This is a genomic window from Streptomyces sp. MMG1121, from assembly GCF_001280015.1.
In the GTDB taxonomy this organism is placed as follows: Bacteria; Actinomycetota; Actinomycetes; order Streptomycetales; family Streptomycetaceae; genus Streptomyces.
The window spans coordinates 171905-194360 of the sequence record NZ_LGDV01000201.1; the positions used below are offsets into that span (position 1 = coordinate 171905).

Annotated in this window: 19 protein-coding genes; 7 read left to right on the forward strand and 12 right to left on the reverse strand. The window is 71.7% G+C overall.

Features of this window, described 5'->3' with window-relative positions; genetic code table 11:
- Positions 1-464 precede the first annotated feature (464 nt).
- Positions 465-1634, reverse strand: a complete 1170-nt coding sequence (locus ADK64_RS25865; protein ID WP_078992831.1) for an MBL fold metallo-hydrolase — start codon at positions 1632-1634, stop codon at positions 465-467.
- 263 nt (positions 1635-1897) lie between these two features.
- On the opposite strand from ADK64_RS25865, the gene ADK64_RS25870 reads away from it, so the two are divergent.
- The 5 genes from ADK64_RS25870 to ADK64_RS25890 all read left to right on the forward strand — a co-directional run bounded on the left by ADK64_RS25870 (position 1898) and on the right by ADK64_RS25890 (position 7493).
- Complete coding sequence (locus ADK64_RS25870) at positions 1898-3055, forward strand: acyl-CoA dehydrogenase family protein (RefSeq protein WP_053662435.1); 1158 nt, start codon at positions 1898-1900, stop codon at positions 3053-3055.
- Entirely contained in the window at positions 3055-4683 is a 1629-nt protein-coding gene (locus ADK64_RS25875) for a 5-guanidino-2-oxopentanoate decarboxylase (protein WP_053662437.1), read from the forward strand. Before ADK64_RS25870 ends, ADK64_RS25875 begins: the two co-directional genes overlap by 1 nt.
- Positions 4680-5864 carry a glutamate dehydrogenase gene (locus ADK64_RS25880; protein ID WP_053662439.1) on the forward strand — a complete coding sequence of 395 codons (1185 nt, stop codon included), beginning with the start codon at positions 4680-4682 and terminating at the stop codon, positions 5862-5864. The genes ADK64_RS25875 and ADK64_RS25880 overlap by 4 nt, the downstream gene beginning before the upstream one ends.
- Positions 5861-6688 carry a CoA-binding protein gene (locus tag ADK64_RS25885; RefSeq protein ID WP_053662441.1) on the forward strand — a complete coding sequence of 276 codons (828 nt, stop codon included), beginning with the start codon at positions 5861-5863 and terminating at the stop codon, positions 6686-6688. Before ADK64_RS25880 ends, ADK64_RS25885 begins: the two co-directional genes overlap by 4 nt.
- Before the next feature lie 190 nt (positions 6689-6878).
- On the forward strand, positions 6879-7493 hold the full coding sequence (locus tag ADK64_RS25890) for a TetR/AcrR family transcriptional regulator (RefSeq protein ID WP_234384702.1): 615 nt from the start codon (positions 6879-6881) through the stop codon (positions 7491-7493).
- Between the two features lie 165 nt (positions 7494-7658).
- Here the strand turns inward: ADK64_RS25890 and ADK64_RS25895 are convergent, their stop codons facing one another.
- Together ADK64_RS25895 and ADK64_RS25900 are read right to left on the reverse strand one after the other, a co-directional pair.
- Entirely contained in the window at positions 7659-8444 is a 786-nt protein-coding gene (locus tag ADK64_RS25895; protein ID WP_053662445.1) for an SGNH/GDSL hydrolase family protein, read from the reverse strand.
- A 196-nt stretch (positions 8445-8640) separates the two neighbouring features.
- Positions 8641-10719 carry an alpha-galactosidase gene (locus ADK64_RS25900; RefSeq protein WP_053662447.1) on the reverse strand — a complete coding sequence of 693 codons (2079 nt, stop codon included), beginning with the start codon at positions 10717-10719 and terminating at the stop codon, positions 8641-8643.
- A gap of 196 nt (positions 10720-10915) precedes the next feature.
- Between ADK64_RS25900 and ADK64_RS25905 the strand changes: the two genes are divergently transcribed.
- Entirely contained in the window at positions 10916-11713 is a 798-nt protein-coding gene (locus ADK64_RS25905; RefSeq protein ID WP_053662449.1) for a tyrosine-protein phosphatase, read from the forward strand.
- Positions 11714-11921: 208 nt separating this feature from the next.
- On the opposite strand, the gene ADK64_RS25910 is transcribed toward ADK64_RS25905, so the two are convergent.
- Entirely contained in the window at positions 11922-12044 is a 123-nt protein-coding gene (locus tag ADK64_RS25910; RefSeq protein ID WP_053662451.1) for a DUF6126 family protein, read from the reverse strand.
- Positions 12041-12664 carry a helix-turn-helix domain-containing protein gene (locus ADK64_RS25915; protein WP_053662453.1) on the reverse strand — a complete coding sequence of 208 codons (624 nt, stop codon included), beginning with the start codon at positions 12662-12664 and terminating at the stop codon, positions 12041-12043. Before ADK64_RS25915 ends, ADK64_RS25910 begins: the two co-directional genes overlap by 4 nt.
- 151 nt (positions 12665-12815) lie before the next feature.
- Between ADK64_RS25915 and ADK64_RS25920 the strand changes: the two genes are divergently transcribed.
- Positions 12816-13100 (forward strand): hypothetical protein, encoded by a 285-nt coding sequence (locus ADK64_RS25920; RefSeq protein ID WP_234384703.1) that lies wholly within the window; start codon positions 12816-12818, stop codon positions 13098-13100.
- Positions 13101-13112: 12 nt separating this feature from the next.
- On the opposite strand, the gene ADK64_RS25925 is transcribed toward ADK64_RS25920, so the two are convergent.
- The 7 genes from ADK64_RS25925 to ADK64_RS25955 all read right to left on the reverse strand — a co-directional run bounded on the left by ADK64_RS25925 (position 13113) and on the right by ADK64_RS25955 (position 22438).
- Positions 13113-14498 carry an aspartate aminotransferase family protein gene (locus tag ADK64_RS25925; protein ID WP_053662457.1) on the reverse strand — a complete coding sequence of 462 codons (1386 nt, stop codon included), beginning with the start codon at positions 14496-14498 and terminating at the stop codon, positions 13113-13115.
- Positions 14495-16393, reverse strand: a complete 1899-nt coding sequence (dxs, locus tag ADK64_RS25930; RefSeq protein ID WP_053662459.1) for a 1-deoxy-D-xylulose-5-phosphate synthase — start codon at positions 16391-16393, stop codon at positions 14495-14497. The genes ADK64_RS25925 and dxs overlap by 4 nt, the downstream gene beginning before the upstream one ends.
- 30 nt (positions 16394-16423) lie before the next feature.
- Positions 16424-17557 (reverse strand): flavodoxin-dependent (E)-4-hydroxy-3-methylbut-2-enyl-diphosphate synthase, encoded by a 1134-nt coding sequence (gene ispG / locus ADK64_RS25935; protein WP_053662461.1) that lies wholly within the window; start codon positions 17555-17557, stop codon positions 16424-16426.
- A gap of 4 nt (positions 17558-17561) precedes the next feature.
- A complete protein-coding gene (gene hpnH / locus ADK64_RS25940) occupies positions 17562-18587 on the reverse strand; it encodes an adenosyl-hopene transferase HpnH (RefSeq protein WP_053662466.1) in 1026 nt (341 codons plus the stop codon).
- Positions 18588-18592: 5 nt separating this feature from the next.
- Positions 18593-19234 carry a 1-hydroxy-2-methyl-2-butenyl 4-diphosphate reductase gene (locus tag ADK64_RS25945; protein WP_053662468.1) on the reverse strand — a complete coding sequence of 214 codons (642 nt, stop codon included), beginning with the start codon at positions 19232-19234 and terminating at the stop codon, positions 18593-18595.
- A gap of 1 nt (position 19235) precedes the next feature.
- Positions 19236-21257, reverse strand: coding sequence for a squalene--hopene cyclase (gene shc, locus ADK64_RS25950; protein ID WP_053662470.1), 2022 nt, complete (start codon positions 21255-21257; stop codon positions 19236-19238).
- Between the two features lie 116 nt (positions 21258-21373).
- Positions 21374-22438, reverse strand: coding sequence for a polyprenyl synthetase family protein (locus tag ADK64_RS25955; RefSeq protein ID WP_053662472.1), 1065 nt, complete (start codon positions 22436-22438; stop codon positions 21374-21376).
- Positions 22439-22456: the final 18 nt, after the last annotated feature.

Genomic DNA, 22456 nt, shown 5'->3' on the forward strand with positions numbered 1-22456 from the left:
GGCGGGCATGTGTCATCGCGGCGTCGGTCGGCGGAACCGGGGAATCCAGCCACACCGTCGCCGACGGACACTCACAGTAGTTGCCTGAGCATCATGTGCGGTGGGCAGTTGACAAAGTCACCCGGGGAGCGTCCCGCTCTGGTATGAAGCCTCGTACGACAGACCGATAACCGACTGGACCGGCCCTACGGAAACAGAAGACACTCTCCGCTTGATTACGGAGAGTGTCGGGTTTGGCCTTGGGTTGAGGGGCGGGGAACCGGGCGCGTGCGGTCCGGGGCGGGTCCGGATCCCTGTGTCGGGTGGGTCGGCCGGCACAGGCTGCCGGGTCACGGAATGTCCGCCGGGTGGTCCGGGGGCTTCACTCGGCCCCGTTCGTGTGTCGCGTGCGCGCGGGGTGCACGTCAGCGCTCAGGAGGCGCACGACGGACTCCTCCTGGGCTGCCGATGGTCGTCGAGGTCGCTCAGCCCCGCTTCTTGGGCGGCTCGGCCACGAGCGCCCCTACCGAGCGCCAGGTCCGGCGTTCCGTGCCCGCCACGCCCCGCCACCAGGCCTCCGCCGGGAGCTTGCCCGCCGGCTCGAAGGGCTCGCCGGGCCGGGGCAGGGCCACCGCCTGGCCGGCCTCCTCGGCCGCCTCCTTCGTCCATTCCCCGGGCTCGGCCCACGGGTGCGGGGCGAGGTTGAAGGTGCCCCAGTGGATCGGCAGCAGCGCGCCGTGCGGTGCGCCGCCCTGGAGGTCGAGGTGGGCGCGCAGACCCTCGTCCGGTCGCATATGGATGTCGGGCCAGAACTCGCTGTATGCCCCGATTTGGATCATCGTGGCGTCGAACGGGCCGTGGGCGGCGCCGATGTCCTTGAAGCCCTCGAAATAGCCGGTGTCGCCACTGTGGTAGATCCGGTGCTCCTCGCCGGCGACGACCCAGGACGCCCACAGGGTGTGCTGGGTGTTGCGCAGGCCACGGCCGCAGAAGTGACGGGCCGGGGTGGCGGTGAGGGTGAGGGCGCCGACTCTGGTGGACTCGTGCCAGTCCAGCTCGCGCAGCCGGTCGGGCGAGACGCCCCAGTGTTCGAGGTGGGCGCCGACGCCGAGCGGCACGGCGAACAGGGTGTCCGTGCCGGCCAGCGCCTTGATCGTGGGCAGGTCCAGATGGTCGTAGTGGTCGTGCGAGATGACCACCACGTCGACCGGGCCGAGCGCGGCCAGCGGCAGCGGCACGGGGTGCAGCCGCCTGGGCCCGGCGAACGGGAACGGGGAGCAGCGCTCGCCCCAGACCGGGTCGAACAGGACCCGGTGGCCGTCGATCTCCGCCAGCACGCTGGAGTGGCCCATCCAGGTCAGCCGCAGGCCCGTGGCGGGCGGCTTGGCCAGGTCGGCGAAGGTCGTGGGGTGCACCGGAACAGTGCCCTTCGGAGCGCGCAGGGGCCGGGTGTCCTTGTCGAAGAACACCTTCGCGAAGTCCAGCGTGGAGCCGGAGGGCCGGGTGCGCGCAGTACCGCCGGGGTTCTGGAAGACGCCGTCCTTGAAGTGGGGGGAGCGGCGGATACGTGCCATGCGCTCACCGCCCGGGTCCGCGCCGAAGGCAGCCGGCCGCGGCATGCGGAGCCCGGAGCTCGAAGAACGCAATCCGGTCACGGTACCTCCCGGTGAAGTGGGTGAGGCTCCCCATTATGGTCGGCCCCTCCGACAGCCCGGATCCGCAGGGTGCTACTGAACCTCCGTTCAGCACGTTGACAGGGCACGGAGCGGCTCCGGATACTGACTCGTGATTCAGTAACCGTCACCCTGGCCCACGGTTCGGCCGGTACGGCTCGTCCGTACCGCCCGTCCGGCGCGCTCGTGCGTACCCCTCGTCCGGCCCGCTCCGGCGACCATCCGCGGCAGTCCTTGGAGGCACCATGTCCGACCTCCCCACCGAACTGGTCCCGCTCCGTCCCGAACAGCACGACGTCGTCGACCTCGCGCGTGCCTTCGCCCGCGAGGAGATACGGCCACGCGCGCGTGCCGTGGACGAGGCCGGCGTCGAGACGCCCTGGGACCTGTGGCGCAAGGCCGCCGCGGTCGGCATCACCGGCTTCATGCTGCCGCAGGAGTACGGCGGGGGCGGCTTCACGGACGTCTTCACCCAGTGCCTCGTCCAGGAGGAGCTGTGCGTGGGCGACCTGGGCATCGGCAATCTGCTGTGCTCCAACGGCTTCTTCGCCGACCCGGTGCTCGCACTCGGCACGAAGGAGCAGCGACAGGAGTGGCTGACGCCTCTCACCGGCCCCGACACCCCGATGACGGCGCTGGCGACGACCGAGCCCGGCGCGGGTTCCGACGCCGCGTCGATCGTCACCGCCGCGCACCGCACGGCCGACGGCTACCGGCTGAGCGGGCAGAAGGCGTGGATCTCGAACGCGGGCGAGGCCGAGCAGTACGTGGTCTTCGCCAAGACCGACCCCACCCGGCGCTCGCGCGGGATGAGCGCGTTCCTGCTGCGCAAGGGCACCGAGGGCGTGTCCTTCGGTGAGCCGATGCGCAAGATGGGGCAGCGGGCGATCGTCTGCCGGGAGATCTTCTTCGCCGACGCGTTCGTACCCGAGGGGCACCGGCTCGGCGCGGAGGGCGAGGGCTTCACGGGCCTGATGCGGACCTTCGACATCTCCCGTACGGTCCTGGGCGCGGCGGCGACGGGGGTGGCGCGGGCCGCCTACGAGTACGCGCGCGACTACGCCCGTGAGCGACGGCAGTTCGGCAAGCCGGTCATCGAGCATCAGGCGGTCGCCTTCCGTCTCGCCGACATGCGCACGCGCGTGGAGCAGGCCCGGCTGATGACCTGGCGCGCGGCCCGCCGCCTGGACGCGGGCCTGGAAGCGACGGCCGAGGCCGCGATGGCCAAGCTGACGGCGTCGGAGACGGCCGCGTACTGCACCTGGGCGGCCGTGCAGACCCTGGGGGGCTGGGGCTACTCGCGGGAGTTCCCGGTCGAACAGTGGATGCGGGACGCCAAGCTGGAGGAGATCGAGGAGGGCACCTCCGACATCATGCGGCTCGTCATCTCGCGGAGCCTGTGATGGGCGGACGGACGGATCCGGTGCCCCACAGCGCCGCCGAGTCCCTCCTGACCGGCGGGGAGGCGCTCGTACGGGCCCTGCACGCGCACGGGGTGACCCGCGTCTTCGGCATCCCGGGCACCCACAACCTGGAGGTCTACCGGCACCTTCCGGCGTACGGCATCGCCCCTGTGACACCCTGCCACGAGCAGGGAGCCGGGTACGCGGCCGACGGGTACGCGCGCGTGACCGGCCGCCCCGGTGTCGTGCTCACCACGACCGGCCCCGCCCTGCTGAACGCGGCGGCCGCCGTCGGCGAAGCGTACGCGGACAGCGTGCCGCTGCTCGTCGTCTCGCCCGGCATGCCGCTCGGCCATCCGCGGCTGTCCACCGGCGCGCTGCACGAGATGCGCAGCCAGACGGAGGCCCTGCGCGGGGTCGCCGCGTTCAGCCACCGGGTCTCGTCGGTCGCGGAGATCGACGCGGCCGTGGCCCGGGCGTTCACCCTCTTCCGTTCGCGGCGCCCGCGCCCTGCGCACGTCGAGGTGCCGCTGGACCTGCTGACGGCCGCTCGGACGCTGGGCCCCGTCCGCCGCGCGCCGTCGGTCCCGAAGCCCGCGCCGGACCCGCAGGCCGTGCGGGAGGCCGCCGCGACCCTCTCCGGGGCCCGCCGCCCGGCGCTGGTGCTCGGGGGCGGGGCCGTAGGCGCGCGGCCCTGGTGCCGCGCCCTCGCCGAGCGCCTGGGCGCCCCCGTGGTGACCACGGCGGCCGGCAAGGGCACGGTCGCGGAGACCCATCCGCTGTCGCTCGGCGTGTCCCTGCACAGCCCCGCCCTACAGAAGTGGCTCGCCACGCGCGACGTCGTCCTCGCGGTCGGCACGGAGCTGTCCGGGTCCGACTTCTGGACCGACCCGCCGCCACTGGACGGCCGGCTCGTACGCGTCGACCTCGACCCGCACCAGATGTACGCGGGCCCGGCAGTGGACGTCCCGGTCGTGGCGGACGCAGGGCTCGCGCTGGAGGCTCTGCTCGCAGCGTTGCCGGAGGGTCGGCACGCGCGCGTGGCCGACGAGGTCGCCGCTCTGCGGGCCGCGCGTGACGCCGAGAGTGCCGTGCGTGACGCCCGCTGGATCCCGTATCTGCGGGCCGTGCGCGAGGTGCTGGCGGCCGATGCCGTCATCACGTCCGACAGCGCCCAGTGCTGCTACTACGGCGCCCTCCCCCACCTCTCCGTCGGACCGGAGGGCCGGTATCTGCACCCCGCCGGCTTCGGCACCCTCGGCTACGCGCTGCCCGCCGCCCTCGGCGTCAAGGTGGCCGAGCCGCATCGGCAGGTGCTCGCGCTCAGCGGGGACGGCGGCCTCCAGTTCACGGTGCAGGAACTGGCCACCGCCGTACAGCTGCGGCTGCCGTTGCCCATAGTGGTGTTCGACAACGGCGGCTACGGCGAGATCCGCGACGAGATGCGGGCGCGCGGCGACGTTCCGGCCGCGGTGGACCTCACGCCGGTCGACCTGCCCGCCCTGGCCCGCGCCTACGGAGGTCACGGCACGCGCGCGTGCGACCCCGCCGCCCTGGCGCGCGCCCTCGCCGAGGCCCTGGAACGGCCCGGCCCCACTCTCATCACCGTCCCCGAGGAGACCCCATGACCGCCCCCGCTCCCCTGATGTCGCTCGTCTGGACCGACCATGTCACCGGCCGTCAGGGCTTCCTGGTCGTGGACCGCCTGGTGCGCGGCGTGGCCAGCGGCGGGCTGCGGATGCGCCCCGGCTGCACCCTGCAGGAGGTGACGGGGCTCGCCCGCGGGATGACGATGAAGGAGGCCCTGCACTACAACCCCGACGGCCGCTATATCCCCCTCGGCGGCGCCAAGGGCGGCATCGACTGCGATCCCCAGGCCCCGGAGGCGTACGGGCTGCTCGTGCGGTACCTGCGTGCCATGCGGCCGTACATCGAGGGCTTCTGGACCACGGGCGAGGATCTCGGACTCACCCAGGACCTGGTCGACCGCGCGGCGGCCGAGGCCGGCCTGGTCTCCTCCATCCAGGCGGTGTATCCGCTGCTGGACGACGAGACGGCGGCCCGCGCGCGGCTCGCGGACGCGTTCGCCGTCGAGGTGGACGGCATCGGCCTGGACGAACTGGCGGGCGGCTGCGGGGTCGCCGAGTCGGTGCTCGCGGCCCTGGAGCGGGCGTCGGTGCCGTACGCGGGTACGCGGGTGGCCGTCCAGGGGGTCGGCACGATGGGCGGGGCCACCGCGCGGTTCCTCGCGCGCGCGGGGCTGACGGTGGTGGCGGTCGCCGACATCAAGGGCACGATCGCCAATCCGGCGGGGCTCGACGTCGAGGCGCTGCTGGCCGCGCGGGACGGTTACGGCACCGTCGACCGCCGGGTGCTGTGCCCCGGCGACCGCGAACTGCCGGGCGACGCCTGGCTGTCCGCCGACGCGGAGGTACTGGTGCCGGCGGCCGTGTCGTACGCGATCGACACCGGCAACCAGGAGCGGATCGGCGCCCGCTGGATCGTGGAGGCCGCCAACATGCCGGTCCTGCCGGAGGCGGAGGCGTCGCTGGCCGCGCGCGGGGTGACCGTGCTGCCGGACGTGGTCGTCAACTCCGCGACGAACGCCTGGTGGTGGTGGACCCTGTTCGGCGACATCGGCGCGGACGCCGACGAGGCCTTCGCGTACATCCGGCGCTCCATGCGTGCCCTGACCGCCCTGATGCTGGACCGCGCGGACGACGACGGTACGACCCCGCGCGCGGCCGCCCATGCCCTGGTGACCGACCGGCTGCCGGTGATCGCGGAACGCTTCGGGTGGTATCGGTGACGGCCCCCGCCGAGCCACCGGCCGACCCGCACTCCGGCCGCTCCGGCCTCTCCGACCACTCCAGCCTGTTCGACCCGGCCTCCGTCGCCGTCGTCGGTGCCTCCGCGCGGCCCGGGAAGTGGGGCTACTGGCTCGCCAAGGGTGCGCTGGCCGGGCGGGGGCGGCGGGAGGTGCACCTGGTGAACCGGCGGGGCGGCAGCCTGGACGGGGTGCCCTTCCGGGCCGGGCTCGCGGGGCTCGCGTGCGAGCACGTCGTGGTGGCCGTGCCGCCCGCGCAGGTACGGCCCGTGGTCACCGAGGGACTCGCGGCCGGCGCCCGCTGTTTCACCGTGATCACCTCCGGCGGGGATCCGGCGGAGGAACACGCGCTGGCCCGTGAGGTGACCGCCCACGGCGCCCGGCTGCTCGGGCCCAACTGCATGGGCCTGGTGGACACCGGCAGCGAACTCCGGCTCAGCTGGGGCGAGTTCCCGGCGGGCGCGGTGGGACTGGTGTCGCAGAGCGGGAACCTCGCCCTGGAGATCGGCCGGCTGCTCGCACGCGCGGGGCAGGGATTCTCCCGGTTCGTCTCCCTCGGCAACCAGCGGGACATAGACGCGGCGGAGGCCTTGGAGGCACTCGTCGGCCACCCCCCGACCCGGGTCATCGCCGCCTACGTGGAGGACTTCCGCGACGGCCAGGACGTCCAGCCGGCGCAGATCCTTGCGGAGCCGGGTGCGCTGTTCACCCCAGCCGGCGGAGAGGTCGGGCGTGTCGGGGCCGGATCGTTGCGCGGAGGTGGTCGAGGCGTGGGTCACGGGCGGACTCCTACGGTCGCGTGCTGACTCCTACGACGGTGGGGGGTGGCAGGGTGGCCGCCGCGCGGACGAACCGCTCGCCGACTGGCCGCCCATGGACTTGCTGACCGAGTTACTGACTGAACGAGCAGTCAGTAGTGCGGTACTGTGGCCCCGGCCGCACAGGGGTGTCAAGAGGTCGTCGGCGCGCGGCCGGGCGGCTGTGTAGGGTGACCGCGTGGCGAGAGTGCGGTTGAGCGTGGCCGAGCGGCGGGAGGAACTGCTGCGGGCCGCCATCGGGCAGATCGAGGCGCGGGGAGTGGCGGCGGTCAGGATCGCCGACGTGGCCGCGGCGCTCGGGGTGAGCAACGCGCTGGTGCTGTACCACTTCTCGACGAAGGAGAAGCTGGTCGCCGCCGCGTTCGCCTATGCGGCCGAGGACGATCTCGCGCATCTGCGCAAGCTGCTGGGACGGCGTACGTCCGCGCTGCGCCGGCTGCGGGCGGCGGTGCGCTGGTACGCGCCGACCGGTCAGGCCAAGGGCTGGCGACTGTGGATCGAGGGCTGGGCCGTGGCCCTGCGCGAGCCGCCGCTGCGGGAGGTCACCCGGGACCTGGACAGACAGTGGAAGGCGGCGATCACCGAGGTGATCGCCGAGGGCGTGGCGGCGGGCGAGTTCACGTGCCCCGACGCGGCCGCTTCCGCACTGCGGCTGACCGCGCTGCTGGACGGGCTGGCGGTGCAGCTGACGTCCTACCCGGGCGCGGTGCCACGCAGCCGGGCACAGGAATGGGTGGACGACGCACTCGCCCGGGAACTGGGCCTGGACCGGAAGGCCTTGACCGAGCGGTGAGCGGGGCGCGCGCCTGACGGAGGACGGCCGGACAGCGAGCCGCCGAAGCCCGTACTCCCGCGCGACGCCCCCCCGCGGCGAACCCGCGACGGCGTGCGCGGGGCCGTACGACGCACCCGTGCCCCGCCCCGCCGGAAAGACGGGTGCGGGGCACGGGTGGTGACGTCAGGCCACCGAGGCGATGCGCAGCTTGATGTCGTCCGGGGACAGGGTGCCCTTCGCCGTCACATGGTCGCCGGAGGACTCACCGCGCAGCCTGCGGCCGATCCACGGGACGAGGTACTCGCGGGCCCAGTGGACGTCGTCGCGGCGGATCTCCAGGGTGCCCCGGGGCGGCAGCGCGGGCCACGGCTGCTCCGGGTCGGCCGGGATCTCGAGCCCGAGAGCCTGGCCGGCCCGCAGCGCCACGCGCGTGTGCCCCTCGGGTGAGAGGTGCAGCCGGTCGTCGTCCCACGCCCTGCGGTCCTGAACGGACTTCAGGGACCACAGGTCGAGCACCGGACAGCCGTACCGGTCGGCGATGGCGCGCACATGCCCGTTGTACGTGGCGATCTTGCCGCGCAGATGCTTGAGCAAGGGGACGCCCCGGGTGTCGAAGCCGGTCGTCACCATGACCGTGCCCACGGCCTCGGCCAGCCGGGCCACGGCCCGCTCGAAGCGCTCCGCCACCTCGTCCGGGTCGGTGCCCGGGCGGATGATGTCGTTGCCGCCCGCACAGAAGGAGACCATGTCCGGGGCCAGTTCGGCGGCCTGCGGAAGCTGGTCCTCCACGATCTGGTCGAGCAGCTTCCCGCGGACCGCGAGATTGGTGTACTGGAAATCGCCCTCGGGTCGCCGGTCGGCGAGCAGTACCGCGAACCGGTCGGCCCAGCCCACGAACGCCCCGTCGGGCCCGGGGTCGCCGACGCCCTCGGTGAAGCTGTCCCCCACCGCTACGTACGACCCGATCACTGATCTGTTGTCATTCTTCGAATCGTCTGCCACATCGGACCATGATTCACCTTCGGATGTGACCTACGCGACCGTAGGCAGGGGTTGACGAACGGTGAGATGAACCACTCGAAAAGAATTTGCCATCGAGGAATACACCAGCCATCAGGCGCGTTGACTGTGCGATCGCCACACCTCCACCGGCAGGTGGCAGCCGCTAGATGCGCCGCAGCCGCAGCCGCACGACCGTCGCATCCAGGTCGCCCTTGAGCCCGGTGCGCAGTCCGTGGTGCAGCAGGACGGCACCGCGGTGCGCTTCGCCGGTTTCATGGCACTCGTACAACGCCGTCGGGTCGAGTCCGCGCAGGCGCAGCGCCGGCACCGGCTCGCCGTAGCTCTGCGCCTGGAGCCAGGCGAGGACCACCGTCTCCTCGCCCCGGACGTACTGCACGGCACTCAGTCCGCCGGCCGGGGGGCGCAGCCGGTACAGCTCGCCGTGCTGGACGACCGGACGGATCTCCTTGTACAGCTCCACCCAACGCCGGGCCTCGGCCAACTCCTCGGCGCTCCACTCCGTGAGGTCGCCGCCGATGCCGAGCACGCCCGCCATGGCGCTGACGAACCGGAAGCACAGGGTGCTGGCCCGGCCGTTGAGCTGGGTGTTCGGGCTGTCGGTGACCCAGGCGGCCATGACCCGCGCGGGGTGGATCTGACTGAAGCCGTGCTGGATGGCGAGCCGGTCGAGCGGGTCGGTGTTGTCGGAGGTCCACACCTGGTCGGTGCGGCTGAGCACCCCGAGGTCGATACGGCCGCCGCCGCCCGAGCAGGACTCGAAAGCGACACCGGGGTGGGCGGCGCGCAGCCGGTCCAGCAGGGCGTACAGGGCGCTCACGTGGTCCGCCCAGAGGCGCTGCGGGTACACGTCACCGGGCCAGCCCGCATCGGTGAAACAGCGGTTGAAGTCCCACTTCACGTAGTCGATCGGGGCGCTGGACAGGAGCGTGTCCAGCTGGTCCCACAGGTAGTCCTGGACGTCCTCGCGGGCGAGGTTGAGGACGAGTTGATGGCGCAGTTCTGTCCGCTTGCGTCCCGCTTGGTACTGCACCCAGTCGGGGTGTGCGCGGTACAGCTCGCTGTCCGGGTTGACCATCTCGGGCTCGACCCAGATGCCGAACCGCATGCCGAGGCCGTGCACCTGGTCGGCGAGGGGCTTGAGGCCCTGCGGGAAGCGGTCGGGGTTGGGCGTCCAGTCGCCGAGCCCGGCGCGGTCGCTGGTGCGGGCGCCGAACCAACCGTCGTCCACCACGAACAGCTCCACGCCGACCTCGGCGGCCCGGCGGGCGAGCGCGAGTTGCTGCTGCTCGGAGATGTCGAAGGTGGTCGCCTCCCAGGAGTTGAACAGCACCGGCCGGTCCCGCTCCGCGTCCGGGATGACGTACGCGCGCTGGTACGCGTGCCAGGTGCGGCTCGCGCCGCCGAAGCCGCCGTCGCTCCACAGCCCTGCGAAGACGGGCGTGGTGTACGACTGGCCCGGCTGAAGGAGCAGCAGGCCCGAGTCGTCGTGGCCGGCGCCGCCCGTGATCTGCACGCGCGCGTCCGGGAGTTGGGCGACCGCGATCCGCCAGGAGCCGGACCAGCCGAGCGCGCAGCCGTAGACCTCGCCGCGCTCCTCGGTGGCGTCGGTGTCGAGGGCCACCCAGGGCAGGTGCTGGTGGCCGGTGTGGCCGCGGCGGCTGCCGATGACCTTCTCACCGTAGGTGAGGGGGGCGGTGGCGAGCCGGGACTCGGCGGCCCAGCGGCCGTGCAGCTGGGACAGCCGCCAGCCCTCGCGGTCGGGCAGGGTCCAGGTGGCCGCGTCGGCCCGCAGCAGCTCCACGCGCGCGTGCCCGCCGTTGTGCACGGTGACCCGGCGCTCGACGACGTCGCCGCGCATCCGGTAGTGCAGGGTGATGGCGAGGCCGTCGTCGTCGAAGCGCAGCCGCAGCTCGTCGCCCGCCGTCTCGTACGTCCGGAAGCGCCACTCGGTGCCGCGCCGCTCCTCGGTTCGCACGGACAGCGCGGGGCGGACGAAGCGGGGGCCGCCCTCGACCGGGTACTCCTCGCGGCCGTCCAGCGGGGACTCGAAGGGCCAGTAGCCGGGCAGCGGGTCCTTCGCCAGGGCCTCGGCGTCCTCGAGGGCGATCCGTGGCCCCCAGTGGAGGTGGAGCAGTTCGTCCGCATCGGTGAGATGCAGGGCGTATCCGCTGGTGGGCCCCGAGAGGAGCCAGGTACGACCGTCTTCGGCGATGTCCACCACAGAGACCTCACAGGTGCCAACAGATCCGCTCAAGTGCCAACATCATCAGGCTCCCCGGCCTCTGGTTTCAATGCCTGTGGACAACGGGATTCCATGCCTGTGGACAACTCCTTGCCCGAGGAAACCGATGTCGTATGGTCGACGGAGTGCCCGCCGACGAGCAGCGACGGCGGGGCCCGACCGGGAGGAGCCCCCCGTGACGCAGCAGGTCCCGTCGACCGAGCCGGAGCTGGCAGGCGTGCGCAATTTCCGTGACGTGGGCGGACTGCCGGCCGTGGACGGGCGCCGGGTGCGCCACGGAGTGCTGTTCCGCAGCGGGCACCTCGCGCACGCGACCGAGGACGACGCGGCCTTCCTCGCCTCCCTGGGCCTGCACACGATCTTCGACTTCCGCAACGCGGCCGACCAGAAACTGGAGGGCCCCGACGTCGCTCTGCCGGGCGTGCGGAATGTGAACCTGCCGCTGAGCGACCCGGCGGACGGCGCCGAGTTCTGGAAGATGGTCCGCGACGGCGACCTCGACCAGTTGCGCGGGATCCTCGCCGACGGCAAGGGCGCGACCCGGATGATCAACTCCTACCGGAAGATCGTCAAGGAACGCACCGCCGAGCACTCCCGGGTCCTGCGCGCGCTCACCGAGGACAGCGTGCCCGCCCTGATGCACTGCGCGGCCGGCAAGGACCGCGCGGGCATATCCATAGCCGTGACGCTCCTCGCCCTCGGCGTGGAGCGCGAGGCGATCATCGCCGACTACCTGGAGTCCAACGCCAAGCACCGCCGCTACAAGGTCAGCCGCAGCGGCAGCGCGGAGACCGCGTACACCCCCGAGGTGATGGAGCTGCTCAGCCCGCTCTTCGACGCCCGTGCCGAGTACCTCCAGGCGGCCTTCGCGAGCATCGAGGAGACCTGGGGCGAGGTCGACACCTACCTGGAACAGGGCCTCGGCCTCACGCCCGGGGACCGGGACCGGCTGCGCGAGCGCCTGCTGGACTGACGGGCGGGCGGCGGCAGGCCTCCCGCGAGGCGCTCGGCGACGGCTGGGCCAGGCGATGCCTCGGTCCCCTTGACCCGGCCGGCCCCGGTACCGGTCGCCTTCCGCTCACGCAGCCGGTCGGCGACGGACAGCGCGGCCGGCGGCCGCCTGCCGCGGTCACCTGGGCGGAGGCCTGCGACATCCGCCCAAGGTGCCACGTCCGCCCCGGTCAGCCCTTGCCTCCCAGCGCGAACAGCAGGTAGAGGAACGCGGCCAGGACATGGCCGACGGCGATGTAGATGATCAGGCGGATCCACAGGGCACGCGGGAACTTGGTCTCGAAGTTGCTCATGGCAGCTCTCCGGTCAACGGCCCCAGGCACAGTGCGGCCGTGGGGCTCTGCAGCAGGGTGTGGACGAACAGCAGCTCGATGCCGTCGTGGTCCTCGGCGGCGAGGCGGTGCGGGGTGAGCGAATCGAAGTGGGCGCTGTCGCCGGGGCCGAGCAGATGTGCGGTGTCGCCGAGCCGGAGCCGCAGGCGTCCCTTGAGGACGTAGAGCCACTCCTCGCCGGGGTGGACGCGCACGATGTCGCCCTGAGAGCCGTGCGGCACGTGGACACGCAGGGCCTGCATGCCGCGACCGGAAGCCCCGGCCTGGAAGTAGGTCCAGCCCCCCGCCCGCGTGGGCTCCATGTCACCGGCCCGCACGATCGCGTCACGGTCGGCCACCGTCTCGCCCAACAGGTCGGAAACCGTCGTACCGTAGATACGCGCGAGGGCGAGCAGCATCGGCAGTGACGGCTGGCGCTGCCCGGTCTCCAGCCGCGACAGATGGGCGGGTGAGAGCCCGGCGGCGCGGGCCGCGGCCTCCAGGGTGAGGCCGGTGCGCCGGCGCAGTGCTCGCAACTGCGGTGCGACCACGGGCAGCCCGTCGCCCGGCCCCGCCGGCGGTGCGGCGTCTGAGGCGTTCATGCCTCCATTCAGCACCGGTTTTGCCCGAGCGGCAAATTTCTTGCCTCTGAGGCAAGGTGACGTGCCCGCCGCGATCTCCCCCGCCGCGGGATCGGACTGCTGCTACGCTTCCCCCAGGACTTGAACACGTTCAAAAATGGGGGATCGCATCATGTCCGCATCGAGCACGCCCCGCCCGACCGACTCGCCCGCAGGCGCCCTCGGCCCGCTCGCCCTCGTCCTCGGAGCCGTCGCCGCCGCGGGCGCCTGGCCCACGCTCACCTTCAGCCTGTTCCCCTGGTCATTCCTCGCCGGCGGTTTCGCCGTCACCTTCGGCGCCATGGGCATCCACTACGCCGGCCGCGGTCACGGCCGGCTGTGGACCGCGGTGACGGGAACCGTCCTGGGCGCGATCGGGCTCGTCGGCTTCATCGTCTTCTTCGCGATGCTGTACTAGCCACCGTGCCGGTCAGCGGTTGGCCACCGCCTGCTTGATCAGGGTCTTGCCGAAGTCCCACATCAGGCCGCCGCCGCTGTGCGCGTCGTCCATGACGGCGGTGAAGGCATCCACGAACCGGTCCACGTCCGCCGTGTCCAGGACCAGCGGCGGGATCAGCTTGATCACCTCCAGGTGGTCGCCGGAGACCTGGGTGAGGATTCGGTGCCGCTGCAGCAGCGGTACGACGACCATCTGCGCGAACAGGCCCTTGCGGGCCGCCTGGAGCATGGTCCAGCGGCTGCGCAGCTTCAGCGAGGACGGCTTGCCGAACTCGATGCCGATCATCAGGCCCCGGCCGCGGACGTCGGCGAGCAGCTCGTAGGTGTCGGTCAGCGCGGCCAGCCGGGACTTCAGCAGCTCGCCGGTGGTGCGCACCCCGGCGACGATCTGCTCGTTCTCCATCACCGACAGCACGGCGAGGCCGCACGCCATCGCCTGGGCGTTGGAGCCGAAGCTCGCCGAGTGGACCAGGACCCGGTCCATGGACGAGTAGACCTTCTTGAAGATCCAGTCCTTGCCGAGGGTGGCGCCGACCGGAACGTAGCCGCCGGACAGCGCCTTGGCCACACACACCAGGTCCGGTTCCACGCCGTCCTCGTGCTGGTAGGCGTAGAAGTCTCCGGTGCGGCCGAGGCCGGTCTGCACCTCGTCGGCGATCAGCAGCGCCTTGTGCCGGTGCAGCAGTTCCTGGGCGGCGCGCAGATAGCCGGGCGGCGCCTCGTGCACGCCCTTGCCCTGGATCGGCTCCACGATCAGCGCGGCGACATCGCCCCTCTTCAACTCCCGTGCCAGGGCGTCGAGATCGCCGAGGGGTACGGCGGTGTCGGGCAGCAGCGGGGCGAAGCCGTCGCGGAAGCCGTCCTCGCCGTTGACCGACAGCGAGCCGGTGGTCAGACCGTGGAATGCGTGGGCGCAGTACAGCACGCGCGGCTTTCCGGTGGCGTAGCGGGCGAACTTCAGGGCCGTCTCGACCGCTTCGGTGCCGCTGTTGCCGAAGAACACCCGGTCCAGGTGCGGACTGTGCACGAGCAGCCGTTCGGCGAGCAGGCCGGGCAGCGGCTGGCAGTCGAAGCGGGTGAGGTCGGCGAGGTCGAGGTCGAGGACGTCGTGCAGCGCCTTGCGGACGACCGGGTGGTGACGGCCGAGGCCCATCACACCGAACCCGGCGAGCATGTCCAGGTAGTCGTTGCCGTCCGCGTCCCAGAAATGGGCACCCTCGGCGCGCTCGTAGACCCTGTCGAAGCCGATGGTGTGCAGCATGCGCGGGAGCTGCGCGTTGAGGTACCGCGTGTGCAGCTCGTAGCGTTCGGCTCCGCGCTCGGCGAGCAGCGCGCCGAGGTCGAACTCCGTGCTCATTCCTTCTCCTTGGCTGGGCCGTCCGCGTCCCTGACGGCCAGGCTCGCGCTGATCCGCCCGGCGATCTCGACGGGCGTGAGACCGATGTCGGCCAGTACCTCGCCGCGCTTGGCGTGCGCGAGGAACTGCTCCGGGATGCCGAAGCGCCGTACCGGCACGTCCACGTCGGCGTCGCCGAGTGCCAGGGCGACCGCCGAACCGACGCCCGCGGAGCGGCTGTTGTCCTCCACGACGGCCACCAGCCGGTGCTCGGCGGCGAGGCCGGGCAGGGCGGTGTCGACGGGTTTGACCCACCGGGGGTCCACGACCGTGCAGTCGATGCCGCGTGCTGTCAGCAGGTCGGCGGCCTGGAGGCATACCGACGCCAGCACGCCCACGGCGACCAGCAGCACCTCGGGCCGTTCGCCGCGGTGCAGCACGTCCATGCCGCCGACGCGGTCGAGCGCCGGGATGTCCGGGCCGACCGACTCCTTCGGGTAGCGGACCAGGGTGGGCGCGTCGTCCACGGCGACCGCCTCGCGCAACTGGGCGCGCAACTGCCCGGCGTCGCGCGGGGCGGCGATCCTGAGGCCGGGCACGACCTGGAGGATCGACATGTCCCACATGCCGTTGTGCGAGGCGCCGTCGACGCCGGTGACACCGGCCCGGTCCAGGACGAAGGTGACCCCGCAGCGGTGCAGGGCGACGTCCATCAGCAGCTGGTCGAAGGCCCGGTTGAGGAAGGTGGCGTAGACGGCGAACACCGGGTGCAGGCCGCCGGTGGCGAGGCCCGCCGCGGACACGGCCGCGTGCTGCTCGGCGATGCCCACGTCCCACACCCGGTCGGGGAAGCGCTCGGCGAACTTGGTGAGCCCGACCGGATGCAGCATCGCGGCGGTGATGGCGACGACGTCGTCCCGCTCCTCGCCGATCCGCACGATCTCGTCGCCGAACACCGAGGTCCAGGACGGGCCGCCCGACGGCGAGAGCGGTTCGCAGGTGAGCGGGTCCATCACGCCGACGGTGTGGAAGTGATCCTCCTCGTGGGCGAGGGCGGGCTCGTAGCCGCGGCCCTTCTCCGTGAGGCAGTGGACCAGGACCGGGCCGTGGAAGCGTTTCGCACGGCGCAGCGCCGACTCGACGGCCTTGATGTCGTGGCCGTCGATCGGGCCGACGTACTTCAGGCCCAGATCCTCGAACATGCCCTGTGGGGCGAAGGCGTCCTTGAAGCCCTTCTTCGCGCCGTGCAGGGATTCGTAGACGGTGTTCCCGACGACCGGGGTCCTCAGGAGCACGCCCTTGCCCCACGCCAGGACCTTCTCGTAGCCGTCCGTCGTACGCAGGGTGGCCAGATGGTTGGCGAGGCCGCCGATGGTGGGGCCGTAGGAGCGCTCGTTGTCGTTGACGACGATGATCAGCGGCCGGTCCTTGGCGGCCGCGATGTTGTTCAGCGCCTCCCAGGCCATACCGCCGGTCAGCGCGCCGTCGCCGATGACCGCGACCACATGGCCCTTCTCCCCCTGCACCTGGCGGGCCTTGGCGAGGCCGTCGGCCCAGCCGAGCGCGGTGGAGGCGTGGCTGTTCTCGATGACGTCGTGCTCGGACTCCTCACGCGAGGGATAGCCGGACAGGCCGCCCTTGCCGCGCAGCTTGGAAAAGTCCTGGCGTCCCGTCAGCAGCTTGTGCACATAGCTCTGGTGGCCGGTGTCCCACAGGATGCGGTCGACCGGTGACTCGAAGACCCGGTGGAGTGCGATGGCCAGTTCCACCACCCCCAGATTGGGTCCGAGATGACCGCCGGTCCGCGATACCGCCTGCACCAGGAACTCGCGGATCTCGCACGACAGTTCACCGATTTCCGCCTCGGACAGCGCCCTCAGGTCGCGTGGTCCCCGGATGGTCTCCAGAACGCTCACGCTCGGCCCCCTCTCGGTCCGTGCCTTGCCTCACAACGACTGCTCTTCGGGGCTCGTCCGCTCGGCGAGCTTCACGGCCTCCTCGATGAGGGTCTCCACGATCTTCGACTCGGGCACGGTCTTGACGACCTCGCCCTTCACGAAGATCTGCCCCTTTCCGTTGCCCGAGGCAACCCCGAGGTCCGCTTCACGGGCCTCGCCCGGACCGTTGACCACACACCCCATCACCGCGACCCGGAGCGGCACCTCCATGCCGTCCAGTCCCGCCGTGACCTCCTCGGCGAGCTTGTACACATCGACCTGGGCCCGCCCGCAGGACGGACAGGAGACGATCTCCAGGCGCCGCTGTCTGAGCCCCAGGGACTGCAGGATCTGGATCCCGACCTTGACCTCCTCGGCCGGCGGCGCGCTCAGCGACACCCTGATCGTGTCGCCGATGCCCCGGGACAGGAGTGCCCCGAACGCCACGGCCGACTTGATCGTGCCCTGGAACGCCGGTCCGGCCTCGGTGACGCCCAGGTGCAGCGGGTAGTCGCACTGTTCGGCGAGCTGCCGGTAGGCCTCGATCATCACGACCGGGTCGTTGTGCTTGACGGAGATCTTGATGTCCCTGAAGCCGTGCTCCTCGAACAGCGACGCCTCCCACAGGGCCGACTCGACCAGCGCCTCGGGGGTGGCCCTGCCGTACTTCTGGAGCAGGCGCCGGTCCAGGGACCCGGCGTTGACCCCGATCCGGATCGGCGTGCCGTGTTCCTCGGCGGCCTTGGCGATCTCCCGTACCTGGCCGTCGAACTTCTTGATGTTGCCCGGGTTGACACGGACCGCGGCGCAGCCCGCCTCGATCGCGGCGAACACGTACTTCGGCTGGAAGTGGATGTCCGCGATCACCGGGATCCGCGACTTGCGGGCGATGGTGGCGAGGGCGTCCGCGTCGTCCTGCGTGGGGCAGGCGACGCGGACGATCTGGCAGCCGGACGCGGTGAGTTCCGCGATCTGCTGGAGGGTGGCGCCGATGTCCGACGTACGGGTCGTCGTCATCGACTGCACCGACACCGGGGCTCCGCCCCCGACCGCCACCGGCCCGACCTGGATCTGCCGCGACTGCCGCCGCGGCGCGACCGGCCGGGCCGGTACCCCGGGAACGCCCAAGGGAACGGCGGACATGACGTCAGCTCTGCTTTCCGCTCGTCATCGTCTCGCGCGCTGCCCGCAGCGACTCCTTCAGGGAGCCCATCGTGGCGAGCACGGCGGTCGGCTCGTAGCCGCAGTGCGCCATGCAGTTGGCGCAGCGCGGGTCCTTGCCGCGGCCGTACTTGTCCCAGTCGGTCTTCTCGAGGAGTTCACGGTACGTCGGCACATACCCGTCGCTCATCAGGTAGCAGGGCTTCTGCCAGCCGAACAGGGAGTAGCTCGGGATCGCCCACGCCGTGCACGGGAAGTCGACCTTGCCCTCGAGGAAGTCCAGGAAGAGCGGGCTCTGGTTGAGCCGCCACTTCGCGCGGTTGCCGCCCGAGAAGGCCTTCTTGAACAGCTCGCGGGTCTGCTGCGCACCGAGGAAGTGCTCCTGGTCGGGCGCCTTCTCGTAGGCGTAGGCGGGCGAGAGCATCATCTCGTCCACCTGCAGGTCGTCGTTGAGGAAGTTCAGCACCTCGACGACGGTCTGCGCGGTGTCGGTGTTGAAGAAGGTGGAGTTGGTGGTCACCCGGAAGCCGCGCCGCTTGGCCTCCTTGATGGCCTCCACCGCCTCGTCGAAGGTTCCCTCCTTCGCCACCGACGCGTCGTGCCGCTCGCGCAGCCCGTCGATGTGCACGGCCCACGCGAAGTACGGCGAAGGCTTGAACTTGTCCATTTTCTTGCGCATGAGAAGGGCGTTCGTGCACAGGAACACGAACTTCTTCCTGGCCACCAACTGCCGCACGATCTCGTCGATCTGAGGGTGCATCAGTGGCTCACCGCCGGCGATGGACACCATCGGCGCACCGGATTCCAGCACCGCGCCCACGGCCTGCGCGACGGGCATGCGCTGCTTCAGCACCCCGGCCGGGTGCTGGATCTTGCCGCAGCCCTCGCACTTGAGGTTGCACGCGAACAGCGGCTCCAACTCCACCAGCAGGGCGAACTTGTCCCGCTTCCTGAGCTTCTGTTCGAGCAGGTACGTAGCGACCTTGATGGACTGACGCAGCGGCATGGCCATCTGGCTCACCTCCGGGGGAGCAACAAAGAACGGTGCCATTCGAAAAATGCGGGAAGTACGGAACGAAGAACACGGAAGGCTGATATCCCACCGCGTACCGTGCCGATCCGGACGAGTTCGTGTTCGGGAGCGTCCACGACCACGCGGACGGCCGCGACCGGGCGTTCGCCGGTCCGGACGGCCGCGAGGAGCGTGGCCGCCGACTCCATGTCGACCGCGATCGCACCGGTAGCGAGCAGCTGGGACCGCTCGGGGCCGCGTACGACGTGGTCGGAGCCGATGACCGGTCCGGTGTGGACCGTGCGTCCGGGTAGCAGGCGCACGAGTTCCTTGACCAGCAGCTCTGTCTCCACGCAGGCGACGGTGGAGCGCGGGTCCCGGGTCTCCTCGGCGACCACCAGGTCGCCGGGGTGCATGCCGGGGGCGAGCCCGGCACAGAACCCGGTGGCCAGCACGGCCGCGTCGACGAGCGCCGGGACGGCGAGCTGCCGGGTGACGGAGCGTTCCGCCGCCTTCGGGCCCATGCCCGTACGGACGACGGAGTACGGCCCGCCCGCACCGCTGGAGTCGCCGGTGCGCAGGGCGAGGTGCTCGATGCCGAGCGCGCAGGCGATCAGCAGCGGGGCCGGGGCGGGCTGGGTGCTCACCTCACCTCACCTTGGCCTCGGGACGGGGCTTGGCGAGGAGCCGGCGCTCGAAGGGGTCGCCGTGCACGTACCGGCCGAGGGCGGTGAGCGGGAAGACCTGCCGGTACAGGTGGTAGTTGATGGAGAAGTCCCAGGGGAAGCCGGTGCCGGTGAAGTACGGCTCGTCCCAGCTGCCGTCCTCGCGCTGGGTGTCGGCCAGCCACTGGACGCCGCGCTCGACGGCCTTGGAGCCCTGCTCCCCCGCCGCGAGCAGCGCCATCAGGGCCCACGCTGTCTGGGAGGCGGTGGAGGCACCGCGGCCGCTCCACTCCTTGGCGTACTTGTAGGAGCGCAGGTCCTCGCCCCAGCCGCCGTCGTCGTTCTGGACGCTCTCCAGCCAGGTCACGGCCCGCCGGATCGCCGGGTGCGAGCCGGGCAGTCCGGCGGCGGTCAGGGCGGGCACCACCGAGCCGGTGCCGTAGACGTAGTTGACGCCCCAGCGGCCGAACCACGAGCCGTTCGGCTCCTGTTCGGCGAGCAGCCAGTCGATGCCGCGCCGGGTGCGCGGGTCGTGGGCGAGGCCCTCGGCCGCGAGCATCTCCACGACGTGCGCGGTGACGTCCGCCGACGGCGGGTCGATCACCTCGCCGAAGTCGCAGAACGGCAGCCGGTTGGGGAACGGGCTCGTGTTGTCGACGTCGAAGGCGCCCCAGGCCCCGTTCTTCGACTGCATCCCGAGGTTCCAGCGCACCGCGCGCCCGACGGCCCGGTCCACCCGCTCCGGGTCGTGGTGTCCCACCCGGCGCAGCGCGAGCACCACCTCGGCGGTGTCGTCGATGTCGGGGTAGTTGTCGTTGTGGTACTCGAACGCCCAGCCTCCCGGCGGCAGCTGGGGCCGCTTCACGGCCCAGTCGCCGGGCCGGACGATCTCCTCGCCCAGCATCCAGTCGGCCGCCTTGACCAGTTGCGGATGGTCGGCGGGCAGTCCGGCGTCGACGAGCGCGATCGCGGCGAGGCAGGTGTCCCACACCGGGGACTGGCAGGCCTCGATCATGCGGGCGCCGTCCTCGCGCCACACGGCGAAACGGTCCAGCGAGGCGAGGCCCTCGCGCAGCACCGGATGCTCCAGGTCGTAGCCGAGCAGGTGCAGCGCGATGACCGAGTACACGGCCGGGGGCTGGATGCCGCCCCAGCAGCCGTCGTTCTCCTGCCGCTCGATGATCCAGCGGGCCGCCGAGTTCATCGCGGCGTTGCGCAGCCTGCGCACGGCGACCGAGCGGTAGCCGCGGACCACCTTGTCGAGCCGCTGGAAGAGGCCGTCCCAGCTCGCCACCGGGGCGAGCGGCTGCGCCGGGTTGGGGACGGCCGGGTCGGTGTGCAGCTCGTCCAGGGCGAAGGGCGCCGGACGCACCGGGCGCTTCGCGGAGACGATGGTGAGCGGCACGATGGTCTGCCGTGCCCAGCACCCGAAGTTGTAGATGTTGAGCGGGAACCAGGTGGGGAAGTAGATGAGCTCCGGCGGGAGTTCGGGCAGGTCCTCCCACTTCCACCAGCCGAACAGGGCGAGCCAGATCCGGGTGAACACCCGGGAGGCGGCGATCCCGCCGCGCTCGCGGATCCAGGCGGATGCTTTCTCCATGTGCGGGGCCTCGGGCGCGTCGCCGGCCAGCCGCAGGGCGACGTACGCCTCGATGGTGGCGGACAGTTCACCGGGGCCGCCGAAGTAGGTGGCCCAGGTGCCGTCCTCACGCTGCTCGCCGCGGATGAACTTCGCGGCGGCCTGCGTGGTCTTGTCGTCGCGGATGCCCAGGAACTGACGGAGCAGCAGATCTTCGGCGTCCATGGTGACGTTGGTCTCCAGGTCGCCCTTCCACCAGCCCTGCGCGTCCTGCCGCGACAGCAGGAAGTCGGTGGCGCGCCGGGCGGCGCGTGCGGCGGCTTCTTGTACCCCGGCCGCTTCGGGGGTGGTGAGCGTGGTGTCGCTGGCCGCGGCCGCATGGGACGGCAAGGTCGCCCCGGTGCTTCCGTCGGTCGTCGCTGTCATGGCTTCCCCTTCGTGCAGTCGTGCGAGTCGTGCTGCTGTGGGTCCGCCGTCGGCCGGTGTCCTGCGTCTTGCGACACCGGCCGGCAGCTACGCGAGGTTTATCGAGCCGATAATGATCATCTCTTTCGTACGACGACGAAGTCGGCGAGCGCCGCGAAGGCGTCCCGTACCCGGCCGGGCATGTCGACGGAGTCGAGGGCCTCGATGGCGATGGCGTGCTGACGGCGCGCTTCGTCGGCCGTCCACTCGCGGCCGCCGGCTTCCTCGATCAGGGCCGCGCGGGCCGCGAACTCCTCCTCGGAGAAGTTCTCGAACTCGCTGCTCTTGGCGTCCGCGGCGAGCATCTCGCCGAGCTTCTCGGAGGCGGCGCCGCCGGCCGCGAGCGCGGCGACGACCGGCAGGGACTTCTTGCGCTGGCGCAGGTCGCTCCAGGTCTGCTTGCCGGTGGCCTCCGGGTCGCCCCAGATGCCGAGCAGGTCGTCGACGGCCTGGAAGGCGAGGCCGAGGTGGTAGCCGTACTTCTCCAGCGTGTCGGCGGTCCTGTCGTCCGCGCCGCCGAGGAGCGCGCCGATGGAGGAGGCGCAGGCGAGCAGCGCGCCGGTCTTGTTGCCCTCCATCTCCAGGCACTCCTCGACGCTGACGCGGTCGCGGTGCTCGTAGGAGATGTCCTGCGCCTGACCGTCGATCAGGGCGCGGGTGGCGGCGGTCAGCCGGCGCGTGGCACGCCCGGCCTCGACGGTGCCCAGCTCCAGCAGGACCTCGTTGGCGAGGGCGAAGAGGGCGTCGCCGACCAGGATGGCCTGGGCGGGACCGTGCACCTTCCAGACGGTGTCGCGGTGCCGGCGCTGCTCGTCGCCGTCCATCAGGTCGTCGTGCAACAGCGAGAAGTTGTGCACGAGTTCGACGGCGACAGCCCCCGGGATGCCCACCTCGGGGGCGGCGCCGGTGACCTCGGCGGAGAGCACGGCGAGGGCGGGCCTGACGGCCTTGCCGCCGTCCCCGTCGGCGGGGTTGCCGGCCGCGTCGATCCAGCCGAAGTGGTAGGCGGCGACGGTGTCCATGGGAGGCGCCAGCCGGTCGACAGCCGTGCGCAGGACCGGTGTGGCCAGGGTCCGGCCGCGCTCCAGCAGCGCGGTCACGTCCACCGCGGTCCTCCGAGCGGGTGTCGAAGCCGGGGGCACAGTGGGCACAGTCTCTCC

Coding starts and splice junctions, on each gene's coding strand:
- hpnH (WP_053662466.1), bottom strand. CDS start 18,587: ATGGCCATGCCGCTGCGTCAGTCCATCAAGGTCGCTACGTACCTGCTC.
- ADK64_RS25915 (WP_053662453.1), bottom strand. CDS start 12,664: ATGAACGCCTCAGACGCCGCACCGCCGGCGGGGCCGGGCGACGGGCTG.
- ADK64_RS25870 (WP_053662435.1), top strand. CDS start 1,898: ATGTCCGACCTCCCCACCGAACTGGTCCCGCTCCGTCCCGAACAGCAC.
- ADK64_RS25875 (WP_053662437.1), top strand. CDS start 3,055: ATGGGCGGACGGACGGATCCGGTGCCCCACAGCGCCGCCGAGTCCCTC.
- ispG (WP_053662461.1), bottom strand. CDS start 17,557: ATGTCCGCCGTTCCCTTGGGCGTTCCCGGGGTACCGGCCCGGCCGGTC.
- ADK64_RS25880 (WP_053662439.1), top strand. CDS start 4,680: ATGACCGCCCCCGCTCCCCTGATGTCGCTCGTCTGGACCGACCATGTC.
- ADK64_RS25920 (WP_234384703.1), top strand. CDS start 12,816: ATGTCCGCATCGAGCACGCCCCGCCCGACCGACTCGCCCGCAGGCGCC.
- ADK64_RS25910 (WP_053662451.1), bottom strand. CDS start 12,044: ATGAGCAACTTCGAGACCAAGTTCCCGCGTGCCCTGTGGATCCGCCTG.
- shc (WP_053662470.1), bottom strand. CDS start 21,257: ATGACAGCGACGACCGACGGAAGCACCGGGGCGACCTTGCCGTCCCAT.
- ADK64_RS25925 (WP_053662457.1), bottom strand. CDS start 14,498: ATGAGCACGGAGTTCGACCTCGGCGCGCTGCTCGCCGAGCGCGGAGCC.